The following is a 23,979-nucleotide window of genomic DNA, read 5'->3' as shown; positions in this document are numbered from 1 at the left end:
AGTTTAAGAAAAGCGCGGAATACAGCGTAGGACATGCGACTTCTGCGGGAACTAGAGGAAAAACTGAGACCCCGCATCAAAGCGGGGAGGATAAGGTTCTTCCCCGCGGAAAACGAGTGCCTGTAGTAAAATGAAACGAACGTGTTCTAACAACTTAACTTATTTAAAACAGTCCCGATTCTTCTTTAGAGAAGCATTCATGTAATTAGGTCACACTCTCACTCAGGTAAATTGAATTGTTGAAAGGTCGTGTTAAAGGAAACAGGATAAATTTCTTTCCCCGCAATTGTATTAATGATACATTGATTGCGCTGAACAGATAACCCTAAGTTTGTTGCGCTTGAACCATGGGAGTGTTCAATATTTGTTAATGTAAATATGTGATGGTCACGAGGAGTTTTGAACTGCAAACGATAGTCTTTCATTACCTTAAAGCGTTTATCATCTTCCCACTCAATTTCATGATGAAATCTATCCATCCACTTTGGTACATGTGGCTTATAACCCGTTGCAAGAACCACTCGATCAGCTTCATAAGAGAATTCTTTATTCGTTTGCTTTTGGCGGCAATGTAAATGATAGCCACCTTTATTTGTTATTCCTTTTACTTCGATTGAAGCTCGGATCGTAACTGGAACCTCACCTTGAATTGAGCGATGATACATTAAATCATAAATGTGCTGAAGAGTAGAAGCTTCAATCCCATTTCGTAAAGGATTTAAATCTTCTAATGCTTGCATTCTTTCTTTAAAAGGTAGACTGTGAAAATGCTGAACATAATCTGGTGAGAATAGCTCTTGAGCAAGCTTTGACTGATCCAATTGCTGAAAGTTTGAAGAGCGGGTAAACCAGCTCAAATGATAGCCATATGTAGGCTGATTTTCTAAAAGATCATAAAAAATCTCTGCTGCACTCTGACCAGAACCAACGACGGTAATATGATGCCCTTCTTGCAAATGTTTTTTGTGTTGTAAATATGAACTGCTATGTACAACATCATTTCCCAAGGAATACTTAAGGCCTTTTGGTACGAACGGGACTGCACCTGTTCCTAGCACCACATGCTTCGCATAAAATAGCTCTTCTTTATTACTCTTCGTCTGCTTCACCGTTACTTCATATCCATATTCGTGATCCTTTACATCAACAACTTCGTGTTGAAAATGGCACGAATTAAGCTGAGCTTCTACCCACTTAGCATACTCATTATATTCCTGCCTTGGAATATCAAATCGATTAAAATAGAAAAATGGATACATCCGCTTTTGCTTATGGATATAATTTAAGAACGTGTAGGGACTAGTCGGATCAGCAAACGTAACTAAATCTGCTAAAAATGGTACTTGCAAATCTGTTCCGTTAATTAACATACCTGGATGCCATTCAAAGTTCTCCTCTTTATCAAAAAACACTGCACTTATTTCTTCAACCGGCTCGATTAACGCAGCAAGTCCTAAATTAAATGGACCAATACCAATTCCAATCACATCATATACTTGTTCATTCATTCAAAAACTCCCTTTCACCAAAAAAGCTAGCAGTTTATAGTCCTGTTAGCTTTTTACCCGTTCTACATAAATTTATTCAGCTATCGCTACGCTCATTTTAGGGGTAAAGGCTTCAAAATGAATGTTTTTCCTTTTCACTCCTATTATCTTTAAGCTTTTAATCATTTCTTCCATAAAGAATGGTGAGCCACAAATATAAAAAGAAGCTTCTGGGTCTTTGCACCACTTTTGTAAATCCTTTTGAGTAATACGTCCAACTTTTTGGTCATACGTTTTGTCAGCATCTACATCCCCACCACTATATGCTACATGGTAGCTAAACGGATGCTTAGCGAAAAGCTCCTCTAGCTCCTCTTTAAAAATATGCTGTTCTTTCGTTCTAGCTGCATGAATAAACGTAACATCTTGATGCTCTTCAATAGCTTTTTTCAGCATTGACATTGTTGGCGTTATGCCAACTCCTCCGCTAATTAAGACGATTGGCTGTCCTGAACTTCCTTCTAAAACAAAGTCACCAGCAGGCGCGCTCACTTCAATTTGGCCACCTACTTCTAAGTGATCATGTAAGTAAGCTGAAACCTTTCCTTCTTCTACGTGCAGCTCTCTTTTTACCGTAATGCGATAGTACGATTGCTCCCAAGTATGAGATAAACTATATTGACGAATAGACGTATATTCTTCTGAAGGCACTTGAACACGAATACTTACATATTGTCCTGGTACAAAGGAAGGTAACGGATTTTGATCCACTGGTTTTAAATAAAAAGAATACACATCACTCGACTCTTTAACTTTCTTAGCAACCTCAAACGGTTTATAATCACCCCATCCACCATCAGTTTGCTCAGCTTGTTTGTACATCTCTTTTTCAACAGTGATAAAAATAGCAGCAATTTCTCCGTATGCTTCTTTCCAAGCTTCCAAAATATCATCAGTTGCGTTGTCTCCAAGGACCTCTTTAATAGCACCAAGTAAAAACTCACCTACAATTGGATAATGCTCAGCTTTCACCCCAATGCTTCGGTGTTTATGTGCAATTTGCTTCACAACCGGAACTAATACGTGGAGCTGATCAATATGCTGTGCGGCTGCATACACCGTGTTAGCAAGAGCAGTTTGTTGACGCCCTGTTCTTTGATTTGTACGATTAAATACGTTTAATAACTCAGGATGAGCTTCAAATAAATTGCGATAAAAACAGGTTGTAATTTGTTCACCATACTGAGCTAAAATAGGAGCCGTACTTTTCACAATATCAATTTCATGCTGATTCATTTTGTTGTCCCCCTAAAAGATATATTTAATATATATGTTTTAAATTATAAAGATGTATCAAAAATACATCTTTATAATAACCTAAAATTTTTGAAAAAAATAGCTATTTCTGAAAAGCGTAATAAATAATTCACAAATTAGTGATGTGTATAAAAAAGAGCAACTTGCTATTCCTCTCGCAAACAGGCATGATATGATTACTACAGTTGGTGAAGAAAGAAGCGTGAGACTATGAGGCTAACACAGTATACAGACTATTCATTACGTGTGCTGCTTTACTTAGCTGTTCGAGATCGTCAAAGCTTAAGCAATATTAAAGAAATTGCCGATGCTTATCAAATATCAAAAAATCACCTTATGAAGGTAACTCATGAACTAGGAAAGCTTGGATTAATAGAGACGATTCGCGGACGTAAAGGCGGCATTCGATTGGCAAAAAACCCTAAAGAAATTAATATTGGCTCCGTCGTGCGCCAAACTGAAGAAGACTTTCATATTGTTGAATGTTTTAACAATGAACTCAATAAATGCACCATTTCTCCTTCATGTAAGCTTAAACATGTGCTTTACGAGGCTATGCAGGCTTTTATTAAAGTACTTGATAGTTATACGCTTGAAGACTTAATCACAAATAAAGATGAACTAAATTTCTTATTGTTATCCCGTCAGCAGCTCGATTAAAAAATTGATTTCACCCCCTTTTTTCTTATTTTAAAAGATGTTACAATGGCACACAGATTGGAAAGACAAAGCTCTTCCATTCAAGCAGACAATGAACCTCATTCTGTTCAGCTGTGTAACTACAAATGAGAAGAAAGGGTGTTATAGGATGCACGTAGGAAGTAAAGGTTGGTACGTTGAACAATTAAAACGAAATGGTGTACGACACCATGAAGGACGTAAAATTGAAAAGTACAAAACGTATGTACTTGCTAATCTACTTGATAAGCACAAAAGATAAGCATAACCATTAACTAATTTTCCGCGGCTTTGGTAACGTCAAACCGCTAAATAAAGAACATATTCTTTCTATAAGAAAATAAAAGCCACGAGAAATCATACTCTCGTGGCTTTTAATATGGTTTTTTCTGATAAAAATAATTTGGTGACAGCACCTTGTTTTTATAAGGCTTGTGAAAAATATGCGTAGTTGCTGGTGAAACGGGTGGGATGAGCCAAGTCCAGTTCCCCGTTACTTCTCGTCCATTTTTCTCTTCACGCTCTTCAAATAAGCGAAACTGCTGAGCAGCTGTATGATGGTCAACAATGCTGACCCCTTGCTCTTTAAAAGAAGACAAGACGGCCACATTTAGTTCAACAAGCGCTTTGTCCTTCCATAACGTTGCATTATAGCGAGTATCTAGATCCATAATAGAAGCCACTTTAGGAAGCATATTATAACGATCTGTATCCGCTAAGTTACGTGCACCAATTTCTGTACCCATATACCAGCCGTTAAACGGTGCTGCAACATATTCAATTCCACCAATTTCTAGCTTCATATCAGAAATCATTGGCACTCCATACCATTTAAGCTGTAGGTCAGCAAATTCTGCTATCTCTGGGTGTGTAATAATGACTTCCTTGACAAGTTCTTTAGGAATCGAGAACCATTGTGGCTTCTTCTCATCCACTTGAATAACTAAAGGAAGTAAATCAAAGTGCGTACCTGCCCCTTCCCAACCTAACTCTTGGCACACTTTTGTAAACTCATTGGATGCCGCATCACCAAGCTGGCCGTATTCCATTTCATAGCCCGCGTACCTCAGAAGCTGGTGATTCCAGATTCGTACCGGCTCTTTCTCACCTATTTTTGGTTTGAAAACTGTAATTGTTGAGCGAATTTTCCCATCGTTAGTTGCATACTCAATATGCTTAAAAAGAGCATCGCGTACTTCTTCAACAGTTGATGCTTCACGCTCATCAAACACATGAAGAGACTGCCAAAACAAGCGCCCAATACACTTATTACTGTTTCTCCAAGCCATTCGGGCACCATGTTCAAGCTCATCAAATGTATGAGTATACGTTCCTGTTTCTTCAATTTCTCTTTGAATCTGCGCTAAACGCTCAGCAGTTTCGTGGGTTCTATCAAGCTCTGTATAACAAAGGTGAATAAATTCACTCGCTTTTATCATCAAGTCTTGTTTGTTCAATTTTGTTCACTCCTAGAAGAACAACTTCTTGCTTTTGTTAAACCGTAAGCATTCTTCAGTATACCATTACCTTGAATTAAAAGCTTTTTACAATGTTTATTTTATACGTTAATATCCTCGATTAAGGTCTACTTTATTTTCTAAAGGTTTGTCCGCTTCAATTCTGTCTAAGGTGTCTAAGAAACAAGCAACTGCTTCTTCAGGCGTTGTAACAGCTGAAATATGAGGCGTGATTACGATGTTTTTATGCTCCCATAGCATATCAGATTCAGGTAGCGGTTCTACTTCAAATACGTCTAAAAAGGCCTTTTTAATTTTTCTCTTATTGATCGCTTCTATAAGTGCTACCGCATCAACTGTTGCGCCCCTTCCTACATTAATAAAGTATGCACTTTGTAAAATATTCATCCACTCCGCATTAAACATATGATTCGTTTCAGGCGTTAGCGGCAGTGTGTTAATAATCCAATCTGCTTCTTGTAAATACGATGCTTCATCACCAGCTGTCACAACTTGATGAAAGCGTTGATTTCTTGTGCCGCTTCGAGAAACTCCCGTTACGTGGACTCCAAACTGTTTTAACATCTCTGCAATAGCCTGTCCAATTTCACCAGTTCCATAAATAACAACTTTTTGGGTTGATAATAAAATGGGTTCCAATGGTTGCCATTTCTTTTTATTCTGCGCTTTTTGAAAAGCAGCATGGTACTGAAGTTCACTCAGCATATAGCTTAAACAATACTCGCTCATTCTCTCTCCAAATGAACAAACAGTGCGTGTCAAAAGTACATCTTCTTTCCAGCTATCTAATTGAACATAGCGATCCACACCTGCCCCTAGAGAATGAACCCACTTTAACTGATGAAAAGCAAAGTTTTCAACAGGATAAAAACTAACATAAGCATCTGCCCACCTTAAGTCCTCATCCTTTATATGTTTTTCATCAACATATCGAAAAGCTTTTCCTCGCTTATCTTCTTTTTCAATGATACTCTCTAATTCTTTATACATGCGGCTTGTGACCAAAATATTTTGAAGCTCCACTGTCCTCTCCCCTTTGCGTTAACCTATATTCATGCTTCTTATTATGAAGGATGAAATAGAAACAATCGAGTCCAAACCATTTATCTATTCTATTTTTCTAAAACAAGCATTTAAACACCTCATGTTACTGGATGTCATAATATTAGCATAGATTTCTCGCTCTAATTTCGCTATAATCGGGGGTGGATTACTGATAGATAAACAATCATCGATTGATTTTAAATAGAAAAGGTGTGTAAACATGAGCGTACTAACGGTTAAAAATTTAAGTCATGGCTTTGGTGATCGCGCAATTTTTAATGATGTTTCGTTTCGGCTGTTAAAAGGTGAACACGTAGGTTTAATCGGAGCAAATGGCGAAGGTAAATCAACATTTATGAACATTATTACAGGAAAACTCGAGCCGGATGCTGGGAAAGTTGAATGGTCTAGAAAAGTTCGCGTTGGTTACCTCGACCAGCACACTTCTCTTGAAAAGGGATTAACGATTCGTGATGTTTTAAAAGGCGCGTTTCAATACCTATTCGACTTAGAAGCACAAATGAACGGATTATATGAAAAAATGGCTGACGTCTCTCCTGAAGAACTAGAGAAGCTTCTTGAAGAAGTAGGCACAATTCAAGATTTGTTAACGAATAATGATTTCTATGTCATTGATGCTAAGGTTGAAGAAATTGCTAGAGGATTAGGTTTAGAAGATATCGGATTAGAGCGTGATGTGCAAGATTTAAGTGGTGGACAGCGTACAAAAGTCCTTCTTGCGAAGCTCTTGTTAGAAAAGCCAGAAATTCTTTTACTCGATGAGCCTACCAACTATTTAGATGAGCAACACATTGAATGGTTGAAACGTTACCTACAGGAATACGAAAATGCATTTATTTTAATCTCGCATGATATTCCATTTTTAAATAGCGTTATTAATCTTATTTATCATATGGAAAATCAAGAGTTGAATCGCTATGTAGGTGACTACGATGATTTTATGAAAATCTATGAAATGAAAAAGCAGCAGCTAGAAGCGGCTTACAAAAAGCAACAGCAAGAAATGGCTGATTTAAAAGATTTTGTTGCTCGCAACAAAGCTCGTGTATCGACACGAAACATGGCTATGTCTCGACAAAAGAAGCTTGATAAAATGGAGGTTATTGAGCTTGCTCAAGAGCGTCCGAAACCAGAATTCAACTTCAAACCTGCACGTACATCCAGCAAGCTAATTTTTGAAACAACCGATTTAGTCATCGGATATGACGAGCCTCTATCAAAACCACTGAGCCTTCGCATGGAGCGTGGTCAGAAAATCGCATTATCTGGTGCCAACGGAATTGGTAAAACAACGCTCTTAAAGAGTATCTTAGGTGAAATCAAACCGTTGTCTGGTTCTGTTGAAAAAGGAGACTACCAGCACATTGGCTACTTTGAACAAGAAATCAAAACAGCCAACTATAACACATGTATTGAAGAAGTCTGGAACGAGTTTCCCCACTTTACGCAGTATGAAATTCGCGCCGCACTTGCAAAATGCGGTTTAACAACGAAGCATATCGAAAGTAAAGTTGAGGTATTAAGTGGTGGAGAGAAAGCAAAGGTTCGCCTCTGTAAGCTTATTAACAATGAAACCAACATTCTTGTTCTTGATGAGCCTACCAACCACTTAGACGTAGATGCTAAGGAAGAATTAAAACGTGCTTTAAAAGAATACAAAGGAAGTATTCTGCTTATTTGTCACGAACCTGAGTTTTATGAAGACGTTGTAACGGACGTATGGAACTGTGAAACGTGGACAACAAAATTATTTTAATTTTTTCATCACCATGTGCATATAAAGGACAAAAGCGGGAATGCTATTAGTAAGTTCCCCCCCCTTTGTATCGAGTAACCATTTTCGGATGGTTACTTTTTTTAGTTTTTATGAATACGCTATGTATAAATTTCTCTACATCCGACCATACTAGAATCATATTCTCCCCTAATTGGACAAGCCGGTTAGCTTTAATAGCTAGCCGGCTTATTTTTTCATATTCACCCAACTGTCAAAATGATGAATGCTGAAACGAGTGGATGTATCACCTACTATAGAGATCATTTCTTGAATTTCTTGCATCATAGTTGACTCGCCTTTAGAAGCAAACGAAATAAACTTCCCTTCTTTTGAAGGCATGGTTTCCAATCCAATTTCAATAGAAGTTGAAAGCAATGAGCCCCACCTACGCTCATTTTTTGTAAGCTCAATAAACCCATTTTCTCCTTTTGCTTTATTGCGGTAAGCCATTATTGTTACTTCATCAACCATCTTAATAACGGAGTAAGCAAGGCTATCTGATTCAGTGATTGAATCGATTTCATCAAACCAAAATGGAATATCAGCTCCTATTGTCATCTGAAGCGCTTTAGATTGATCAGCAGCGTCTCTTATCATGTCTTCGTATGCACGAACAATTTGCGTCTGATTCTCTTTCCAATTTGACAATAAATACGGCTCAACATCTAGATGAACGCCTTTAAAGCGTTCATCAACTGCTACTTCTTCTTGGTAGCGTCCAATCCATTTCCAAAAAGCTTCATAATCTGATTGACCTGATGTTGCCCATGTACGATCACCATCTAAAGCGTAAATAGTTATTCCGCTACTGCTTGCGGCTTTTATAAAGCGTTGATAGGCCAAGATAGGTATCTCAGAGTTAATTTGCAGATATACACGATTTACTCGCTTTTCTTGAATATCTTTTACTAGCTGCGCTGGATCCTGTTCAATCCGCGTCGTATCCCACAGCCATGTTGAAAAAGAGGAATCATATACTTCTTCACCACTGCTAGCAGCACAACTCATTGAACTCAATAAAGCGAACATTCCTACAAGTAAACCAACAACTTTTCACTTCACACTTATTCCTCCCTTTTATGATCTTCTATTAAGTAAGCCTGCTTTGGATGGTTAGGCTGTTCAGGATATTTAAGCTGAAGTTTGCCTTTGCGCAACATTTTAGATAAGTAATTGTTTCTTACTCCATCAGGCGTTCGATCTAGTAAGTGAGCCAAATCTTTCAGCATAAGAGGCTGTTGTTCACAAAGAGAAACAATTACTTCTTCCATTTTGACTGGGCTTAGACGCTTTTTACGCCTTGCTATTTCAGCTAGATTCCATAAAACACTATTTTCATCTTCTAAATTTGAAATTGGAATTTCTTCTTTATTATAGGAGTATTTGTTTTTATTATAGGACTTAACCTCTTTATTATAGGGGTTATCTCCTTTAATAACAGGAATAACTCCTCTATTTAATCCTTCTAACTCCTCTATTAAAGGCGTTTTATCTTTATTGTAGGAGTTTTCAACTTTATTATAGGAGCTTCTTTTTTCAACAAATTCCACGGTCGATTCGACATCTTCTGTTTTATTTCCCGTATTGCTATTAAACGATAGAGTTGCATTCTTTAGATTTTCAATCTCTTTTTGTCCTTCTAGAAAAGACATAGGTAGAGTGAGTGTTGTCCTCTTTAGATAGACATCTTGATCAATGGTTGGAAGCTTGTAGCCATATGATTCCCATTTATCGTGAAGAACCGTTAAGCCACTGCCAGAACGTTCACATAAATTTAGTAGCCGAAAGAGCTTAAATAAATGTGGATTTCTTAAATTACTCATCTTGGTTATGAACACTTTATCCACAGGGATTCGAAATAAACCTGGATTAGAGAATACACAGCTATGCTGATTGTATTCGAATGTTAATCCACCTTCTCCATTATAGTCTGCATGCAGTAACATATTCGTCACTACCTCAACTAATGAGGAAGCGATCTCACTATTTTGCTGGTGTTTATGAATCTGCTCTGTAACATAAAAGTAGAAGTCATATAGATTTCCAGACCACGTACCGTCTTGGGACGTAAACCGCTCATTCCATCCACCTTGTACATCACTTTCTCGATACTCTAAAAAGTATTGTGGTAAAACTTCTGTGATCATTCTTTCTTCACTAAACATAAGCAGCCCCGCAAGCGTTACACCTTCTTTATGAGTGTCTCTCGCTTTCCCCCATGCCCCTATCTTATAAAGAAACTCTTTAGTCTCAAGGACGTTCCAAGGATGATCCGGCTTTACTGCTGCAAACTTATCTCGATAGCTTTTAATTGTTTCAAAGTTCAGCTCATTTAATCCATAATGCTCTAGGATGAGGTTATCTTGTATCATTTTTTACTCTCCTATTGTATATTTATTCATATTTATCCACTTCTTTTGTGGATAACTAGGCACTTATTCAGTTTATACTTCTTATGTGACTTATAAAAACGAATTTAGTACGCTTGTGATTATGCATAACTGACTGCTAGCAGGTATATAAGCTAGGCACATATCCTTTTTATTTTATCACTTTTTTCTTCTTTACTCTTCCGCATTCTCAACTATTCATAGCTAACTGTTTTTTTGCTACATAAATTCTTCCTTGCCAACAACCTATTAGGTAAATTAATTATTCGCTCTATGAGCTCTGTTTTGTTATAATACAGAACATAATTATAAAGAGAATGAGGGATTTATATGGAAAAAGCAACATTTGCAGGTGGATGCTTTTGGTGTATGGTTACACCTTTTGATGAACTAGAAGGCATTCATGGTATTGTATCAGGATACACAGGTGGTACCGTAGACAATCCAACTTATGAACAGGTAAAATCAGGTACTTCCGGCCATTATGAGGCTGTACAAATCACTTTTGATCCGAACGTATTTCCTTATAAGCGCTTATTAGATCTTTATTGGCCACAAATTGATCCTACTGATCCAGACGGTCAGTTCCAAGATCGTGGTCCTCAGTATCGAACAGCAATTTTTTACCATACTGAACAACAACGCATTGAAGCAGAAGAATCAAAGCAAGCCGTTGCTAACAGCGGTCGCTTTAAGGATCCTATCGTGACAGCGATTCTTCCTGCCTCTGAATTCTACGCAGCGGAAGACTATCACCAAGATTTTCATAAGAAAAACCCTAAACACTATAAAGAAGATCGTGCTAAATCTGGCCGCGATGAGTTTATTAAAGAGAATTGGAAATAAAATCAAAGCACCCACGTTAAAGCGTGGGTGCTTTGATTTTTACCAGTTATTCGTATATGTTGTAGATGTTCCTGGGACATTCCAATACTGCTGGGTTGGTTGCCATGATTTTACTGAGCCATCTAATCGCTTGATAATCGCTTTGAACTGAACGCTTCGATCGGCTGGGAAATTAACAGTTCCTCTCCAATCTCCGTACGTTGAGTTGTAAGAGAGCTTAATTGGATAAGCAGTTGTGTCCCACTGTCCAAGTTCAGGACGATCTCCGACGATGTAAACACTCTCTCCAGGCGCTGTAGGTGCATTTTTAACAACCATGGTTTGTGCAATCGGTTTTATATTTAAATACTGATTAAACTGACTCATACGTGTTGAGTTATTAATAACATCATAGAATCTTAAAAGCGTAAAGCCCGCAAAGTTATAGTTAAATGTCATTTCAGCTGCGCGTTTATACTGCTCTTCACTTCCGATACTTAAAGCATTTTCACCATTTAACACAATCCCTTTTGCATTTGCTAGGCTTGCAACTTCTTTTACCAACGTTTTTGGCATTGAATATTCAGGATATGTGCCGCTATCGACCATTTCTAAGCATGTAAACGTTAAATCTAGCTTGGCTGTTTTAAATGAGTCTAATAATGTACTGTAGTTATTATAACCCGCTGGCTTTTCAGCAGCATGAGGCATTGTTGGGTTATTATATTGCCAGTGTATTCCTGCTATTTTAGCTCCTACAGGTACATTAAACACCGGATCAAATGCTTGATGAGCTAATGCTCCAATACGCTTCGCATGGTCTTGCAGAACTCCTTGATACCATTCTAGAAAATCTTTTCCATAGTTTGTGCTATATCCATCCTTTAAAAACTGATTTCCATCTGAAGGCGGTAAAATTTGCGATATAGATGTTAAATTTAACCCCCATGCTTGGTTTACACCTGCTAACGAACCATACTTGTTAACAGCCCACGTTTGGAATTTTGATTTTGCAAAATTAGTATATGCTTGAAATTTCCCTCTAGAAGGATAGCCTGTGCCATCAGCAGCTGTGTATGAAGGGTAGCGAAGCTCACCAGCTGGTCCCCCTGATAAATAAATCTTTGGAATAACGTCTTTATACGGTGCTAACGCTTGCGCAAACGCTGTGTATAGCTCCCCGTACTGTTTTGTAATCACATCTGTCGCTAATGGATTTACTGTTTCTTTGTTTACTGTACCTGTCTCTGATTTGAAATATAGGCTATCATCCGTTTTAGTATTCCAAATCCATGAAGGAAGAGGTGTGTTACAGTCATCTCCTACATTTCCACCACATTGGTGTGTCGAGATAATCGGCACCATTTTTATTCCAGCATTTCGAGCTGCCTGTGCAAACCTCTGTGCATAAGAGAAGTCAAACTGCTGGTCACCGTTTTTCTCCATATCTCCCCACCAAAAATCTACTGTCACGGCGTAAAACCCATTTTGCTTTGCCTTGCGAAGGTCATTTTCAAAAGCTTCCCACGTAGTAAACTCCGTTACTTTCTTTAGCGGTGCCATCAAGTAGGTCTTGTAATTCGAGTTAAACGACTGTCCATTTACCGCCGCTTGGCTATTGGTTGGCGCTAATATGAAAGCGGTAACAAAACTTAACAAAACAATAAGTGATGCAAACTTTTTAATTGGCTTGTACATACAATTCCCCCTATTTTTTAAATCCAATAGGTTATATTCGGCTTCTTTTTTTTAAATCCTGTTGCTAAGAAAAATAAAATCAGTGCATGAAGAGTCATGCACTGATTTCTTATCTTGTTAGTTCCAAATAGCGCTTACCCATTCAGGATGGTCAATAAATGGATTTCGATTATGCTGATAATCTGAGTAGATAATCTCATTACGACGGCGCTCTGAAGCATCTACAGGATCCTGCTGATGCCACTGTAACAACACTGATAGCTTCCCATGATACGGAGCACTTCCATTGTTCACTAAGTTGTTTAACTCTAAATCTGGTTCGTCGCTTATATCCCCTTCATAACGGACAGCCATATAAAATAGCATACGTGCCACGTCACCTTTTACTGCATCGCGGGGCTCCCATGAATCGCTGTCATAATAGTTGCCTAGCGCTTCAGTATGCTCTTTGCCGCCATTATCAAAGTCTAAATTGTTACGCGTGCTGTTAACTGTAACATCTGTTGGACGTAGATGATGAATGTCTGTTCCTGCTCCCATCGTTGTCCCAAAGTCACCATGTGATTTTGCCCACACGTGCTCGCGGTTCCAATCATTTATCCCTGTACCATTTGTAAACTTCCCTTGAGAACGCCCAGTATACAGTAAGATTACATTATTTGAGTTATTAGGATCTTCATCTGTTTTGCGAAGTGCATCCCATACTGCTGAATATGAGATTTCTGTATGGTCATCAATGATATTATGTAATGCTGATTTCAATGCAGTACCCGTCTTTCCTTCAGCAGATGAATAGTATTCTTCAACCGACGAAGCAGGTGGATTGGTTGGTTCCGTTGGATTAGTCGTACCGCTTGTTTCCTTTGACATCATCGTTACATTTTTTAAGCCTGGATGTGAAAAATAAGCTGTTAAATTCCCAGTTGCTGAAATTTTCTTTCCCTTTAGCGTTGGATTCGTTTGGAGTCCAAAGCCTGAACGAAACGTAGAAGGAATTTGAACATAAAGCATTTTAGCTGGATTATTTTCAGTTGGTGTATCCGCAATTGCTAGTGCATAGTCGTTTGGATAATTACTAGTTAAAACTGTGGTTGTACTAGTTGGTTGCCCGACAACGTATCCTTCTACTGTTTGAATTGCGTTATTTTGTAATGAGACAGCTTGTGAGACGCCAATCGCAGTAGCAGCCTTTGAATGCTGCAGTGGCAGACCGCTAATGACTAGTGCTACTAATAGAGTAACTAGAAACAGTACCTTGTATAAAGGAGCTGAACTTTTTTTCAACATTTTTTCCCCCTATAGAGTTATTATTTGACTCTTTTTATTATAAATTTCAAACGTTAAAATTTTTGTAGGAATTTGTTAAATTTTCTAGGGAAAAGGAATCAATCTTCTTTACAAGTCTTTCTTCTCATAGAAAAGGTCTGCGTCTTTCAAATGAAGTATGATATAATCAACCGAATGTAGAAATTATAGACTAGACAGTCTAATTTGAAATGAGGTTAATGAATGCTTACTTTTGACGAAAAACTATCCGTTATTACGTCTTTCTCTGAACTAGAGCGTAAAGATGTTTCGCTTGGACGCGTAAATTTTCAATACAATGAAAGTGTTTATGATAAAAAGAATATCGTGTATCACTTGCATCCAAACGGAAACGGATTTGTATATGCTGGTCACCTTTCTGAATACGACACAAATGATAAAGGGCTTGTAAACATCCGTGATTTTTCACAAGAAGAGCTACGTACAATTATCGAGCAGTCAATTAATAGTCTTTCACACCGTCCTGAGCAGGAAATGATTGAAGAGGCGGTAATCGGAGATGGGCGCGAACAACGCTGGCATGGTCCTGAAGGAGCTACATTATTGCTTGTACATGAAGATTCATTATGGAATATTTATGCAGGCTTAAATTTAGAAGCGGCGTTTGAGTCATATGAAGAAGCAGAAGACTATTTAATGGATGAAGGATTTAGCCGCTTACGAGGTTAATTTATAAATAAAAGACGCCACGTTCTTTTGATAGAGAACGTGGCGTCTTTTATTTATTCTTCCCATTTATCTGAGCTGGTTTTAATTTTGGAATAAGCACTGTAAATAATAAAACCAATCCAATTCCAATCAATAATAGATATACCCACTGTAGTTTTAATCCTGTTTCCTGCGGTACATCTTGTACTGGTGAAGACCGAACAGGTGACTCAGGTGACGCAAACAAACCATATTTATCAACTTGAGATTGAATGGAGTGATTTGTTGTTGAATCATTTAAAAATAAGGAGCTCTTTAGAGAAGGCTTTTTCTCTTCATTCGTAAATGAAATTCCTATTATTTCCTCAGGAATGTTTTCTACTTCTCTTTTAGTTTGACCAAGAGAATCCGGATTAAGTTTTATCTTCTCATCTTGAAAGATATTCGGTGCTACATCTTGAACTTGTGTTTGCGTATCATCCGCTGCGTATGCACTTGACGTAGATAGAAAGAGAAGAATCGCTATAAATGCGATTCTTCCGATTATATTATGCTTCATACGTTTCATCACTTTCTGCTTGTTTATCCTTGGATGTGAGCATGCGAATGATAAACGGGATAACTGTTAATACAGCAGTTAGTCCAAGCAGAATAATAGTCGCTTCTGCAAATAGAGAAGTCGTTTCGTACTGGATTGACATATATACTTTTGAAGCCGGATCTTCATAATTAAAATTCGGCATTGCTAGATTTAATAGCGGCGTGATAAAGAATAAAATCATCAGCACTGTTATAATCCAACCTACGAAATTACCAATTAGGAAAGCTCCTCTTACAAGAGTTGAAGCTAATAGTAACAGTACAATCGTGAAGATAGACCATTCCATTGCCCTTTCTCCTGACAGTGAGTAAATATTTAAACTAAACGTACTAATCATTAAACCAACAATCATTACCAGTAGCCCAAAGAGTGATCCTCTTACTAAAAGGGGTGCATTTTTGTAGTAATGACTGAAGTAACCTATTAATAAACTGCTGATAAGAATAATAACAAGAAGCACAACCGGTGGAACAGTCTTTGTTTTTTCTGCTGGTACTTCACCGCTTACCTGTAGGGGATTTGCTAAGTAGTCATAAACATAGTCATTGTTTTGACCATCTACTAATGTATTATTCAATAGGCGATATACTTGGCCACGCACAAGCTTCGTTGAATCTACGTTTTGTGACCATTTATTATTAAGCGTATCTGCTTGATCTTGTACTTCATTAACCTTCTCTTGCAGTTCACCCGTATACTCCACAACGCTTGATTGACGTTCACCAAGAGTTGAAATCAAATCATTCATTCCTTTTAACTCTTGCCCCATACTCTTTTGAAGAGTCACAAGACTCGAAACATCTGCATTCTCTTGTGTTGGAGCTTCAACTGCACTTTCAGAAGCTACGCTTTGAACCGTCTCATTCATCGATCCTGCCTTTTCTTGAAGCGCTGATAAGCTTTCAACAATAGATGCTTGCTCTCTTTCAATAAGCTGGCCATAAGAATCCGTAAACTCTTGCATAGATGAAGAGAATGAATCTAGTCCTTCTGCTGTTGATAATAAGTTATTTTGTAGCTGCTTACGGATAACGCTTGGTTGCTCATCTCCATACAAAATTGCTTGAATGCGCTGACGGGTACCTTCATCTTGTAACACAGCGTCTTGAAGATCTCCGTTATTACCTCGATTTAAGGCTAGTTCATACTGTGAAAGGTCTCCATAATATTGGAAAAGCTTTGACATATTCTCTGTTTGAATACCTGGAGCAAACAGCTCAGCCAACCTTTGTTTTCTACTTTCGGATAGTTGACTTGACGATAAAATCTTGGCTTCCTTATTAGTAATCATGCTAACAACAGTTTGCACATCACCATTAGGCTGATTGTTTATTTCTTCTAACTGCGCAACTCTTTCTCTTAGCGCTTCATTGACAGCTAACAGCTCTTTGATTTGCTTTTGCAGTTCTTCTTTTCCATTATTGTCATTGTCTGCTTTCGGAACTTCAACCGTGACGTTTTCCAACTGGTCACTTACGCCCTGTAAGCGTGTAGAGAAGTCTGCAATTTTTTGTTGTGTGTCGGCCACACGTTCATTTTGCTCCTCTTCCGGTAACGCAGCAAGGTTTTCATTCCACGCTTGAAGGTCGTCTTTTATTCCTTGAAGTTGTTGACGTTGATTCTCTAAATCAACAGGAACCGTTGTATAAGAGTCTTCGCTATCTTCTGGAGGCGCCTCACCCTCTTCATCTTCAGGAACGACCGGATTATCTTCTATCGGCGGTAGGGTCTCACCCTCTTCCCCTTTTGAAGGTGGTATCTCTAGATCTTTTCGAAGCGTAGACAGCTTACTTTGCACTTCATTTAGCGTTGTTTGCTCAGTCACTTGGCTGTATTGGCTGAGTAAATCCTGATTTAAACGATTAAGTTCATCTTGCTGTCCAGACGTTTTATCTTCTGTCGCTTCCTGCAAGTTATCAACCATTTCTTTGTTCTCATCAATTTGCTGCTGCACGGTTGAAAGCTTCCCAAATACTTTTCCTGCTTCACTCTCAAACTGCTCGCGATCACCATTTTGCCCTTCAGAAATTGTTGCAATTCCTTCTTGAATATCGCCCACACTTTCCGTTTGAGCTTTTAACAACATTTCTTTTTGTTTTTCTTGATACACTTTGTATTCTTCAACGTATTCAATGAAATTTGTTAAGTTTTCTTCAACCTGCTGTACATCATTTTTACGTTCACTTGAGCCTTCTTGCGCACTTTTTACGTTTGTTTGAATTTGCTCAAGAATTTTCTTTTGATCATCAATTTCACCAGCTAGATTTTTAGAATTAGGCTTATAGAAAGCTACCATGGTGTTTTGGAAAGCAATCTCTTTTTCTAAAATTTTATCGAATTGGCCTCTAACCTTTTCTACTTCTTGCGATACGTAACTCCAATACAGAGAAGACATATCATTATTTACTTTGGCCGTCGCATCCTCTAGTTCACGAACAACTTTTTCTTTATTAACTGCATTTAATTGATTTTGAACTTTGTATTGGAATGTGGCTTTCTTCGGCTTCTCTTGATCATACGTTAAAATATTCTCTGAGAAGTTCGATGGAATATAAATTACCGCATCATATTTACCACTTTGTAATCCATTTGCAGCTGCGCTTCGACTTAGGACTGTCCAATCGTAATCTGAGTCCTTATCTAATATGGCTGCTACTCGTTGTCCAAAACGAATAGGCTCTTCACCTTTTTCTTCCTCCACACCAATATCCTCATTTACAACAGCTATGGCTCTTGTTGCGTTTTCAGTTACTTTCAGCGGGTTATCACCAATATATTGAAAGAAAAGGGAAGGAAACCCTAAGATGAAAATGACAGCTACGATCACTTTAAGCATATATTTTCGCTGTTCCGTCATATTAGAACCTTCCTTTCACTCATACATAAGGGAATTTGAATACGTGTTGCTTTATTGTCTTTTACATAGTATCCAAAACCTGGGTTTACATCTGCTTCTTTACGGTCATAGTTTAGGTTAATCAGGTTTTGCTCTGACTTTTTCATTAGTAACACAGCTTGACGTATTTGCTTCATTTCAGTCGTTAATACATCAAACCCTTTAGAGAAGTCATTTTGACTTCCTGATGCAACGATATTAAAGCCAACATGGCTGTAATTTTTAATAAGCTTTGTAATACGATCTTGCATCAAGGTATCAATGGTTTGCTGGAACCGTCCAAATCCATCAATTACAAGAAGTATCGGTGTAAACGTTAGCTCACCAACGGTTCCATCATGAATCGCTTCCAAGTAGCGCTCTTCTCGTTTTTTGAGCCGTACTTCTGCTCCTTCTATCCACTGCATAATCTGCTCTTTCGTCTCAATGTATGCAATTTCATCTTCCGTAGCATAAGAAGAAAGGCCACGGTCAATTGCGTCAAATAAACCAATTTGATGAATTCCTTGTGCAAGGGACGTTTGTAGCATCACTTTAAGCACGTTTGTTTTGCCTTTTTGTGTCGGCCCCAGAATGAGACAATGTTTATTCTTGACTAGGTTTAAGTGAACTGGACGAACAAATTCTTCATCTAACCCAAGCGGTATAACACCGCTTTCTCGTACGATACGACGATCGGTCATGAACTCATGCAGTACAAGCTTAGGTTGTAACATTGGCACTTGTTCTGGTGGTGTAATATCTGCATATTTCTCTTTCAGAACCTGAACTTGATTTTTAATGTTATCAAGAATCGTGAAGTCATCTTCACCTTCAGCTGGCAAGAACATTTGTGAGAAATAAGACGTATCTGTTTTAATAACCGCACGCCCAGGTATCGCTTCTAGCGCATAAGGAATGCGCCCTAAAATCGTATAGGATTCCGAACTATCCATTAGATAATGAACAACCTTTGTTTTTAAGTTATTCATAAGCGACTGACGAACTGAGTTGATTCGTGTGGCTGTAAAAATCATGTAGACGCCAAGCGACTGGCCGTCGCGTACAAGCTGGGTAAACTGCATTTCTAAATCTTGCATTTCTTCCTTTACAAGATCAAAGTTATCAATTGTTATAAAGATAAGCGGCAGCTTCTCCTGACTAATTCGGTTATACATTTTTATATTGCTTACTTCTCTGTTTTGGAATAGCTGCTTGCGCTCGGCCAGCTCTTGCTTAATAATCTTCATGAACTTTTCAATTTTGCGTCCTTCGTCCATTAAGAAATAATCAGCCGTGTGTGGAAGCTGGCGTAATGGAAGCAGCGTACCATTTCCAAAGTCAAAGATATAGTAGTGTAGCTCATCTGGCTGATAACACTCTGCAAAGCTAAGCATAAGCGTCATCGCAGTGAATGATTTCCCATAACCTGATGAACCGAAGACACCGATATTGCCGTCTTCCATCATTTCGTATGCATATGGCGTTTGGCTCTGTTTTTCAGGCTCATCTACTAATCCAATATAGAATTTCTCTCTCTCTTCTATTTTGAAAGCAGAGCGATATAAACGATTCTCTAACGGTGGTAGCCATGGGCTTCTTAATCGATTAATCCCTAAGTTATACTGGACTTCTTCGATTCTTTCTACGATTACGTCAATCTCTGGCTGAGCGCTTTTCTTTTTCGTTTGCTGTGATGATACGTCAGAGAGTGGAATTAATCCTAAGTCTGTTACAATGGCCACTTCATCTTCCGTTCCATATACATCATCTTGCTGATAAGGTGCCCCGCTCCAAGCAGATTGGAATAGCTCATATACTTCGTTATTACCAACCTGTAAATAACCTCGACCTGTCACAGTAATTGAAGCCGCATCAGCATTTTTTAAGATTTCTTTACTATCTGTTGCGTCCTGTACTTTTAAAGCCACTTTAAACCTTGCGTTACTCCAAATTTGCTCATCGATGACTCCACCTGGCTTCTGTGTGGCCAAGATTAAGTGAACGCCTAAACTACGGCCAATACGAGCAGCGCTGACGAGTTCTCGAATAAATTCTGGCTCTTCACTTTTTAGCTCAGCAAACTCATCCGATATCAAGAATAGATGTGGCAGCGGCTCTTCCGCATCGCCTTGCTTATACAGGTCTGTATAGTCGTTTATGTGATTGACTTCATACTGATCAAATAAACGCTGGCGCCTTTTAAGTTCACTTTTTATAGACGCCAAAGCACGCGTACTAAAGTTTTTACTACCTTCTATATTCGTGATAGTTCCAAGTAAATGTGGCATGTTTTTAAACGGCTGCGCCATTCCTCCACCCTTATAATCGATTAGTAGAAATGCGACTTCATGAGGATGAAAATTGACTGCTAACGATAGGATATATGTTTGTAAAAATTCACTTTTACCTGAACCTGTTGTTCCAGCTAGTAGCCCGTGTGGACCGTGTGCTTTCTCATGTAGGTTCAGCTCCACAAGATCCTCTTTGCCTTTTAAACCGATTGGTACAGCCAAAGACTTGGCCGACTCATTCGTATACCAGTTCTTCTCAATCGGCAGATCATCCACTTCCTTTGCTTGGAATAGCTCAAGAAAGGACACACTGTCTGGAATAGAATTAGTCATTCCTATTTGATGATCTAACGTCCGCAGCATGCGAGCAAATGCTTCATTATCTTCGTTGCGGTGTTCATCAAGCTGAAATGGAATATTAACGGCCTTTTTCTTTTGAATTAAAATGTCTCCCTCTTGTTCATTAATATAGCGAATAAGAGTGTGAACATTATCAGATAAACTTTCCTTTGTTTCGGCTCCAAAGATTGTAGAGAAACCAAGGTGCGGATGCTCTCCTTCGAGATATTCTAAAATCACATGATCTGCAATAAGCTGCTGATTCGTAACAATGAATACTAAGTGAGGTAAAAACGCACCAGTTCCTTTCTCTTCATCCAAATCTCGCTCACGCAATAATTCATAAATAGACGATAAAAGCTGGTCTCTTGTTTTTTCATTATAAATAAAGCCTTTCGCAAACGAATGAGGCAGCTGAAAATGTGGAAGCCACTTCATCCATTCCCAATCCTTATACTCGCTTTCATCAAAGATAAAGATAAAGCGAACATCATGATAGCTATGGGCAAAGGACAGCTGACCAATTAACTGATGAAGCTCACGCTTAACGGTTTTTGATTTACCAATTAAGCCAATAGCTCCGTTTTCTAATTTCGCAGTGATTGGAGCCTGGGAAACTTCGCGGTATACCTTTTCCATGTGCTGAGACTGTTCAAGTAAATCGTCAATTTCTCTATTAGCCATATCTCCTGTATTTAAGGAAATTTCATAGCTAGAAGGTACTGTACCGGTACCAAGACGCATTTGAAGAAAATCGCTACTATCTAGCGTTCGTTCCCAAATACGATCAGAAATATGATTAGTTAGATACTTCATTCGCTCAAATGTTGGAAAGTGATAATGAAGCACTCTTCCCTGTGATTCAGCTAGCTCTTGAAGCTCCGTACGTTTATTTTCTAAATACTGCGTGTAAATACGGCGACGACGTTCTTGACGCTTTTTACGCTGCTTTTTATCTCTGAAATACTGTACCGTTGAGACAACAAGCGTCGTCGTAAACATCATCACGGAAATAATAATAAAGATTCCACGCGGCTGAATAAGGGCTACAGTCCCCATAACGAGGAGCATAACAAGTGGTGGTAAGATTGTAAGCCATAGGCTCCTATTATTATCATCGCTATCCTGTGCTGGAAACGATAAGTGCACTTTTTCATCGGGAAGTTCATAAATCATCCGCGGTGTGCGACGATAAATAGGATATTTCTTTTTCATTTCGGAAATAGGCTGTTTTGACTTAGGAAGTTTCGTGAAAAATTCAGTAAAGCTATGAACCTTTAATAAATCATGTTCTATTAATTCAATTGTAACAGCTCCCCACATAATCACATCACCAAGTTTTAGCTCGGTCACACTTGAAATATGCTGGCCGTTTACAAATACGTTACCGTCTTTTGGAATGATTCGCCACATTGCTTTGGTTTTTAGCAAAGAAAATTCCTTGCTGTTATGTACAATTAGATTTTCTTTAGGCTGATAGACATCGGCTGTATCGTCAACGGTGGAAAAGTTAATCTCATGATAATAATCTATATAGTACGTATCTTCGTGCAACTTTTCCGGACTTAGTACAAACCGAAGATTTTGATCGCTTTCTTGGAGCGTAATCGAGTCGTAATAACTCAGTTGACTCAGTTCGTTATTACCTTGGGAAATAACTATTTTTCGATCTTTTGTTGTTGATATAGTAATGACACCTTTTTCAAATGGATAGGAGAAAAAAGTCACCGTCTCTTTCGAACTATTACCTACAGTTGCTTGGCGAAAATTATCCCAGTTGATCGGCAACTGCTGATAAGTGGTTCCGCTAAAAATCCATAAAATACTCATCTGTCCACCTCCTAGGATGCCGGTTTATCCGACGAATCTGAGTTAGGAGCAGGGGTTTCATCTGACTTTTCATCTTTATTTTGCTCAGCTTCTTTTTCGGACTGCTTCTTATCTGCAGGCTCAGGCTGCTTTTCGCTCTCCTGCTGCTCCTCTTTGGCTGACTCTTCTGCTTGCTTCTTCTCTTCTTCAATCTGTGATTCAAGTTCTTCAATTTCACTTTGAACCGGGTCTAGCTTCTCTTTTCTTTTATCGCTCGCAAGATTTTCATCTACTTTTAACTGATTTTCATATTTATAAAGACCATATAAAATTAAGCTTCGATCTTCTAATAAGCGTGCTTCTTCTAAAGCCTGTTCATTTTCACCTCGACCGATATGAATCCAATAGCTTAAATATTTATCGTCTGATTGAAGCGTAACTGTATTTTGAATCACTTCTTTTTGTTCTTCACTTAATGATTCGTTCGTTAAGTAAGCTAAAGCCAGTTCGTACTGAACAACCTTTGGCATTTCTTTTACTTTATAATCTTCTAACTGCTCAATGACCCCGCTATACTCCTGCTGTAAAAAAGCTTCATTACTATTTACAAAAGCCTCTTGCTTTGGCTGCAAGAAAAATGTGGAGTAAAATGTATAAATTAAAGCGGGAATTAAGAGCACCGTGACACCAATTGATGCAAAGCGAAAAATAGTCCACTTTTTCTTTGGAACGGTGATAACGGTTTTTCGCGCTTCTTCTACTATCTTTAGCTGTTCTCGAATAATCGTTAAAAGTTCACTTAAGTCGTTAGCCTTCATTAGTTTGGAAGCAACTTCTGATAGCTCAATTGTTTCGTGCAATTTCAAATACTGAATAAAGCTATATTTCGAATCAACAAGTGAAGCAATTGTCGCTTTTACTTCTGATAGCTCACGAGCCGAGTCATATTCGTATGGTGGAATGCTTTCTTTAATTCCATAGTGTAAAAAAGCAGGTGTTAAGCTTGCATCAAACATTAAATTTTCTGGACAAATTACAAGGTGAAATCTTGTAAAAGCATGATTTTGTATAGATTTTACAAGCTGATACGCAAACTGCCACTTTTGCTCTTCCGTCTTTTTCTTAAAAAAGGAAAATGGAACGAAAGCTTCGGACGGCTGAATTTTCACATGGAGCTCATCTTCATTTACGATGATTTCACGAATGAAATCTGGATGCATCTCCTTTAACATATCGACTTCTATGCCATCATTTAGCTTTATCTTTTCCTTTTGAAAAATAAACGTATAGCCTTCTTGTTTATCACGAATAATAGACGCTTCTAATAAGCTTTCTAAGTAAGTCGGTTTCTTTTCTGCCATTTTAGTAAGCT

17 protein-coding genes are annotated in these 23,979 nt (G+C 38.3%); 5 read left to right on the top strand and 12 right to left on the bottom strand.

The window, feature by feature from the left end:
* Positions 1 to 218 precede the first annotated feature (218 nt).
* Together NIZ91_01980 and hmpA are read right to left on the bottom strand one after the other, a co-directional pair.
* Positions 219 to 1,508, bottom strand: coding sequence for a SidA/IucD/PvdA family monooxygenase (locus NIZ91_01980; protein USY55475.1), 1,290 nt, complete (start codon positions 1,506 to 1,508; stop codon positions 219 to 221).
* 72 nt (positions 1,509 to 1,580) lie between these two features.
* Positions 1,581 to 2,783, bottom strand: a complete 1,203-nt coding sequence (hmpA, locus tag NIZ91_01975) for an NO-inducible flavohemoprotein (GenBank protein USY55474.1) — start codon at positions 2,781 to 2,783, stop codon at positions 1,581 to 1,583.
* 231 nt (positions 2,784 to 3,014) lie between these two features.
* Here hmpA and NIZ91_01970 point away from each other — a divergent pair, with 231 nt between their 5' ends.
* Positions 3,015 to 3,464, top strand: a complete 450-nt coding sequence (locus NIZ91_01970; protein USY55473.1) for an Rrf2 family transcriptional regulator — start codon at positions 3,015 to 3,017, stop codon at positions 3,462 to 3,464.
* 148 nt (positions 3,465 to 3,612) lie between these two features.
* Positions 3,613 to 3,744 carry a YflJ family protein gene (locus NIZ91_01965; protein ID USY55472.1) on the top strand — a complete coding sequence of 44 codons (132 nt, stop codon included), beginning with the start codon at positions 3,613 to 3,615 and terminating at the stop codon, positions 3,742 to 3,744.
* A gap of 112 nt (positions 3,745 to 3,856) precedes the next feature.
* Here NIZ91_01965 and NIZ91_01960 read toward each other — a convergent pair whose 3' ends face one another.
* Both NIZ91_01960 and NIZ91_01955 read right to left on the bottom strand, forming a co-directional pair.
* Positions 3,857 to 4,921, bottom strand: a complete 1,065-nt coding sequence (locus NIZ91_01960; protein USY57068.1) for a nitric oxide synthase oxygenase — start codon at positions 4,919 to 4,921, stop codon at positions 3,857 to 3,859.
* A gap of 126 nt (positions 4,922 to 5,047) precedes the next feature.
* Positions 5,048 to 5,983 carry a D-2-hydroxyacid dehydrogenase gene (locus NIZ91_01955; GenBank protein ID USY55471.1) on the bottom strand — a complete coding sequence of 312 codons (936 nt, stop codon included), beginning with the start codon at positions 5,981 to 5,983 and terminating at the stop codon, positions 5,048 to 5,050.
* Between the two features lie 241 nt (positions 5,984 to 6,224).
* Between NIZ91_01955 and NIZ91_01950 the strand changes: the two genes are divergently transcribed.
* A complete protein-coding gene (locus NIZ91_01950) occupies positions 6,225 to 7,781 on the top strand; it encodes an ATP-binding cassette domain-containing protein (GenBank protein ID USY55470.1) in 1,557 nt (518 codons plus the stop codon).
* Positions 7,782 to 7,988: 207 nt separating this feature from the next.
* Here the strand turns inward: NIZ91_01950 and NIZ91_01945 are convergent, their stop codons facing one another.
* Both NIZ91_01945 and NIZ91_01940 read right to left on the bottom strand, forming a co-directional pair.
* Complete coding sequence (locus NIZ91_01945) at positions 7,989 to 8,819, bottom strand: amidase (protein ID USY55469.1); 831 nt, start codon at positions 8,817 to 8,819, stop codon at positions 7,989 to 7,991.
* Positions 8,820 to 8,866: 47 nt separating this feature from the next.
* Positions 8,867 to 10,174, bottom strand: a complete 1,308-nt coding sequence (locus NIZ91_01940; protein USY55468.1) for a transcriptional regulator — start codon at positions 10,172 to 10,174, stop codon at positions 8,867 to 8,869.
* A gap of 348 nt (positions 10,175 to 10,522) precedes the next feature.
* Between NIZ91_01940 and msrA the strand changes: the two genes are divergently transcribed.
* The gene (msrA, locus tag NIZ91_01935) at positions 10,523 to 11,038 is read left to right on the top strand and encodes a peptide-methionine (S)-S-oxide reductase MsrA (GenBank protein USY55467.1); all 516 of its coding nucleotides are present in this window, start codon (positions 10,523 to 10,525) and stop codon (positions 11,036 to 11,038) included.
* Between the two features lie 39 nt (positions 11,039 to 11,077).
* On the opposite strand, the gene NIZ91_01930 is transcribed toward msrA, so the two are convergent.
* A complete protein-coding gene (locus NIZ91_01930) occupies positions 11,078 to 12,715 on the bottom strand; it encodes a family 14 glycosylhydrolase (protein USY55466.1) in 1,638 nt (545 codons plus the stop codon).
* 117 nt (positions 12,716 to 12,832) lie between these two features.
* Positions 12,833 to 14,002, bottom strand: a complete 1,170-nt coding sequence (locus NIZ91_01925; protein ID USY55465.1) for an endonuclease — start codon at positions 14,000 to 14,002, stop codon at positions 12,833 to 12,835.
* 222 nt (positions 14,003 to 14,224) lie between these two features.
* Between NIZ91_01925 and NIZ91_01920 the strand changes: the two genes are divergently transcribed.
* Positions 14,225 to 14,710 (top strand): hypothetical protein, encoded by a 486-nt coding sequence (locus NIZ91_01920; protein USY55464.1) that lies wholly within the window; start codon positions 14,225 to 14,227, stop codon positions 14,708 to 14,710.
* A gap of 49 nt (positions 14,711 to 14,759) precedes the next feature.
* Here NIZ91_01920 and essA read toward each other — a convergent pair whose 3' ends face one another.
* Genes essA through essB form a run of 4 tightly spaced genes read right to left on the bottom strand, consistent with a single transcriptional unit; the run spans position 14,760 to position 23,968 of the window.
* The gene (essA, locus tag NIZ91_01915) at positions 14,760 to 15,248 is read right to left on the bottom strand and encodes a type VII secretion protein EssA (GenBank protein USY55463.1); all 489 of its coding nucleotides are present in this window, start codon (positions 15,246 to 15,248) and stop codon (positions 14,760 to 14,762) included.
* Positions 15,238 to 18,147, bottom strand: coding sequence for a type VII secretion protein EsaA (esaA, locus tag NIZ91_01910; protein ID USY55462.1), 2,910 nt, complete (start codon positions 18,145 to 18,147; stop codon positions 15,238 to 15,240). The genes essA and esaA overlap by 11 nt, the downstream gene beginning before the upstream one ends.
* Positions 18,144 to 22,628 (bottom strand): type VII secretion protein EssC, encoded by a 4,485-nt coding sequence (gene essC, locus NIZ91_01905; protein ID USY55461.1) that lies wholly within the window; start codon positions 22,626 to 22,628, stop codon positions 18,144 to 18,146. The genes esaA and essC overlap by 4 nt, the downstream gene beginning before the upstream one ends.
* An 11-nt stretch (positions 22,629 to 22,639) precedes the next feature.
* Positions 22,640 to 23,968 (bottom strand): type VII secretion protein EssB, encoded by a 1,329-nt coding sequence (gene essB, locus NIZ91_01900; protein ID USY55460.1) that lies wholly within the window; start codon positions 23,966 to 23,968, stop codon positions 22,640 to 22,642.
* Between the last annotated feature and the right edge of the window lie 11 nt (positions 23,969 to 23,979).

The sequence above is a fragment of the Bacillus sp. 1780r2a1 genome (genome assembly GCA_024134725.1).
GTDB classification, from domain to species: domain Bacteria; phylum Bacillota; class Bacilli; order Bacillales; family Bacillaceae_H; genus Priestia; species Priestia aryabhattai_A.
The sequence above is the reverse complement of the archived record's forward strand: the minus strand, read 5'-3'. Positions and strand labels throughout refer to the sequence as shown.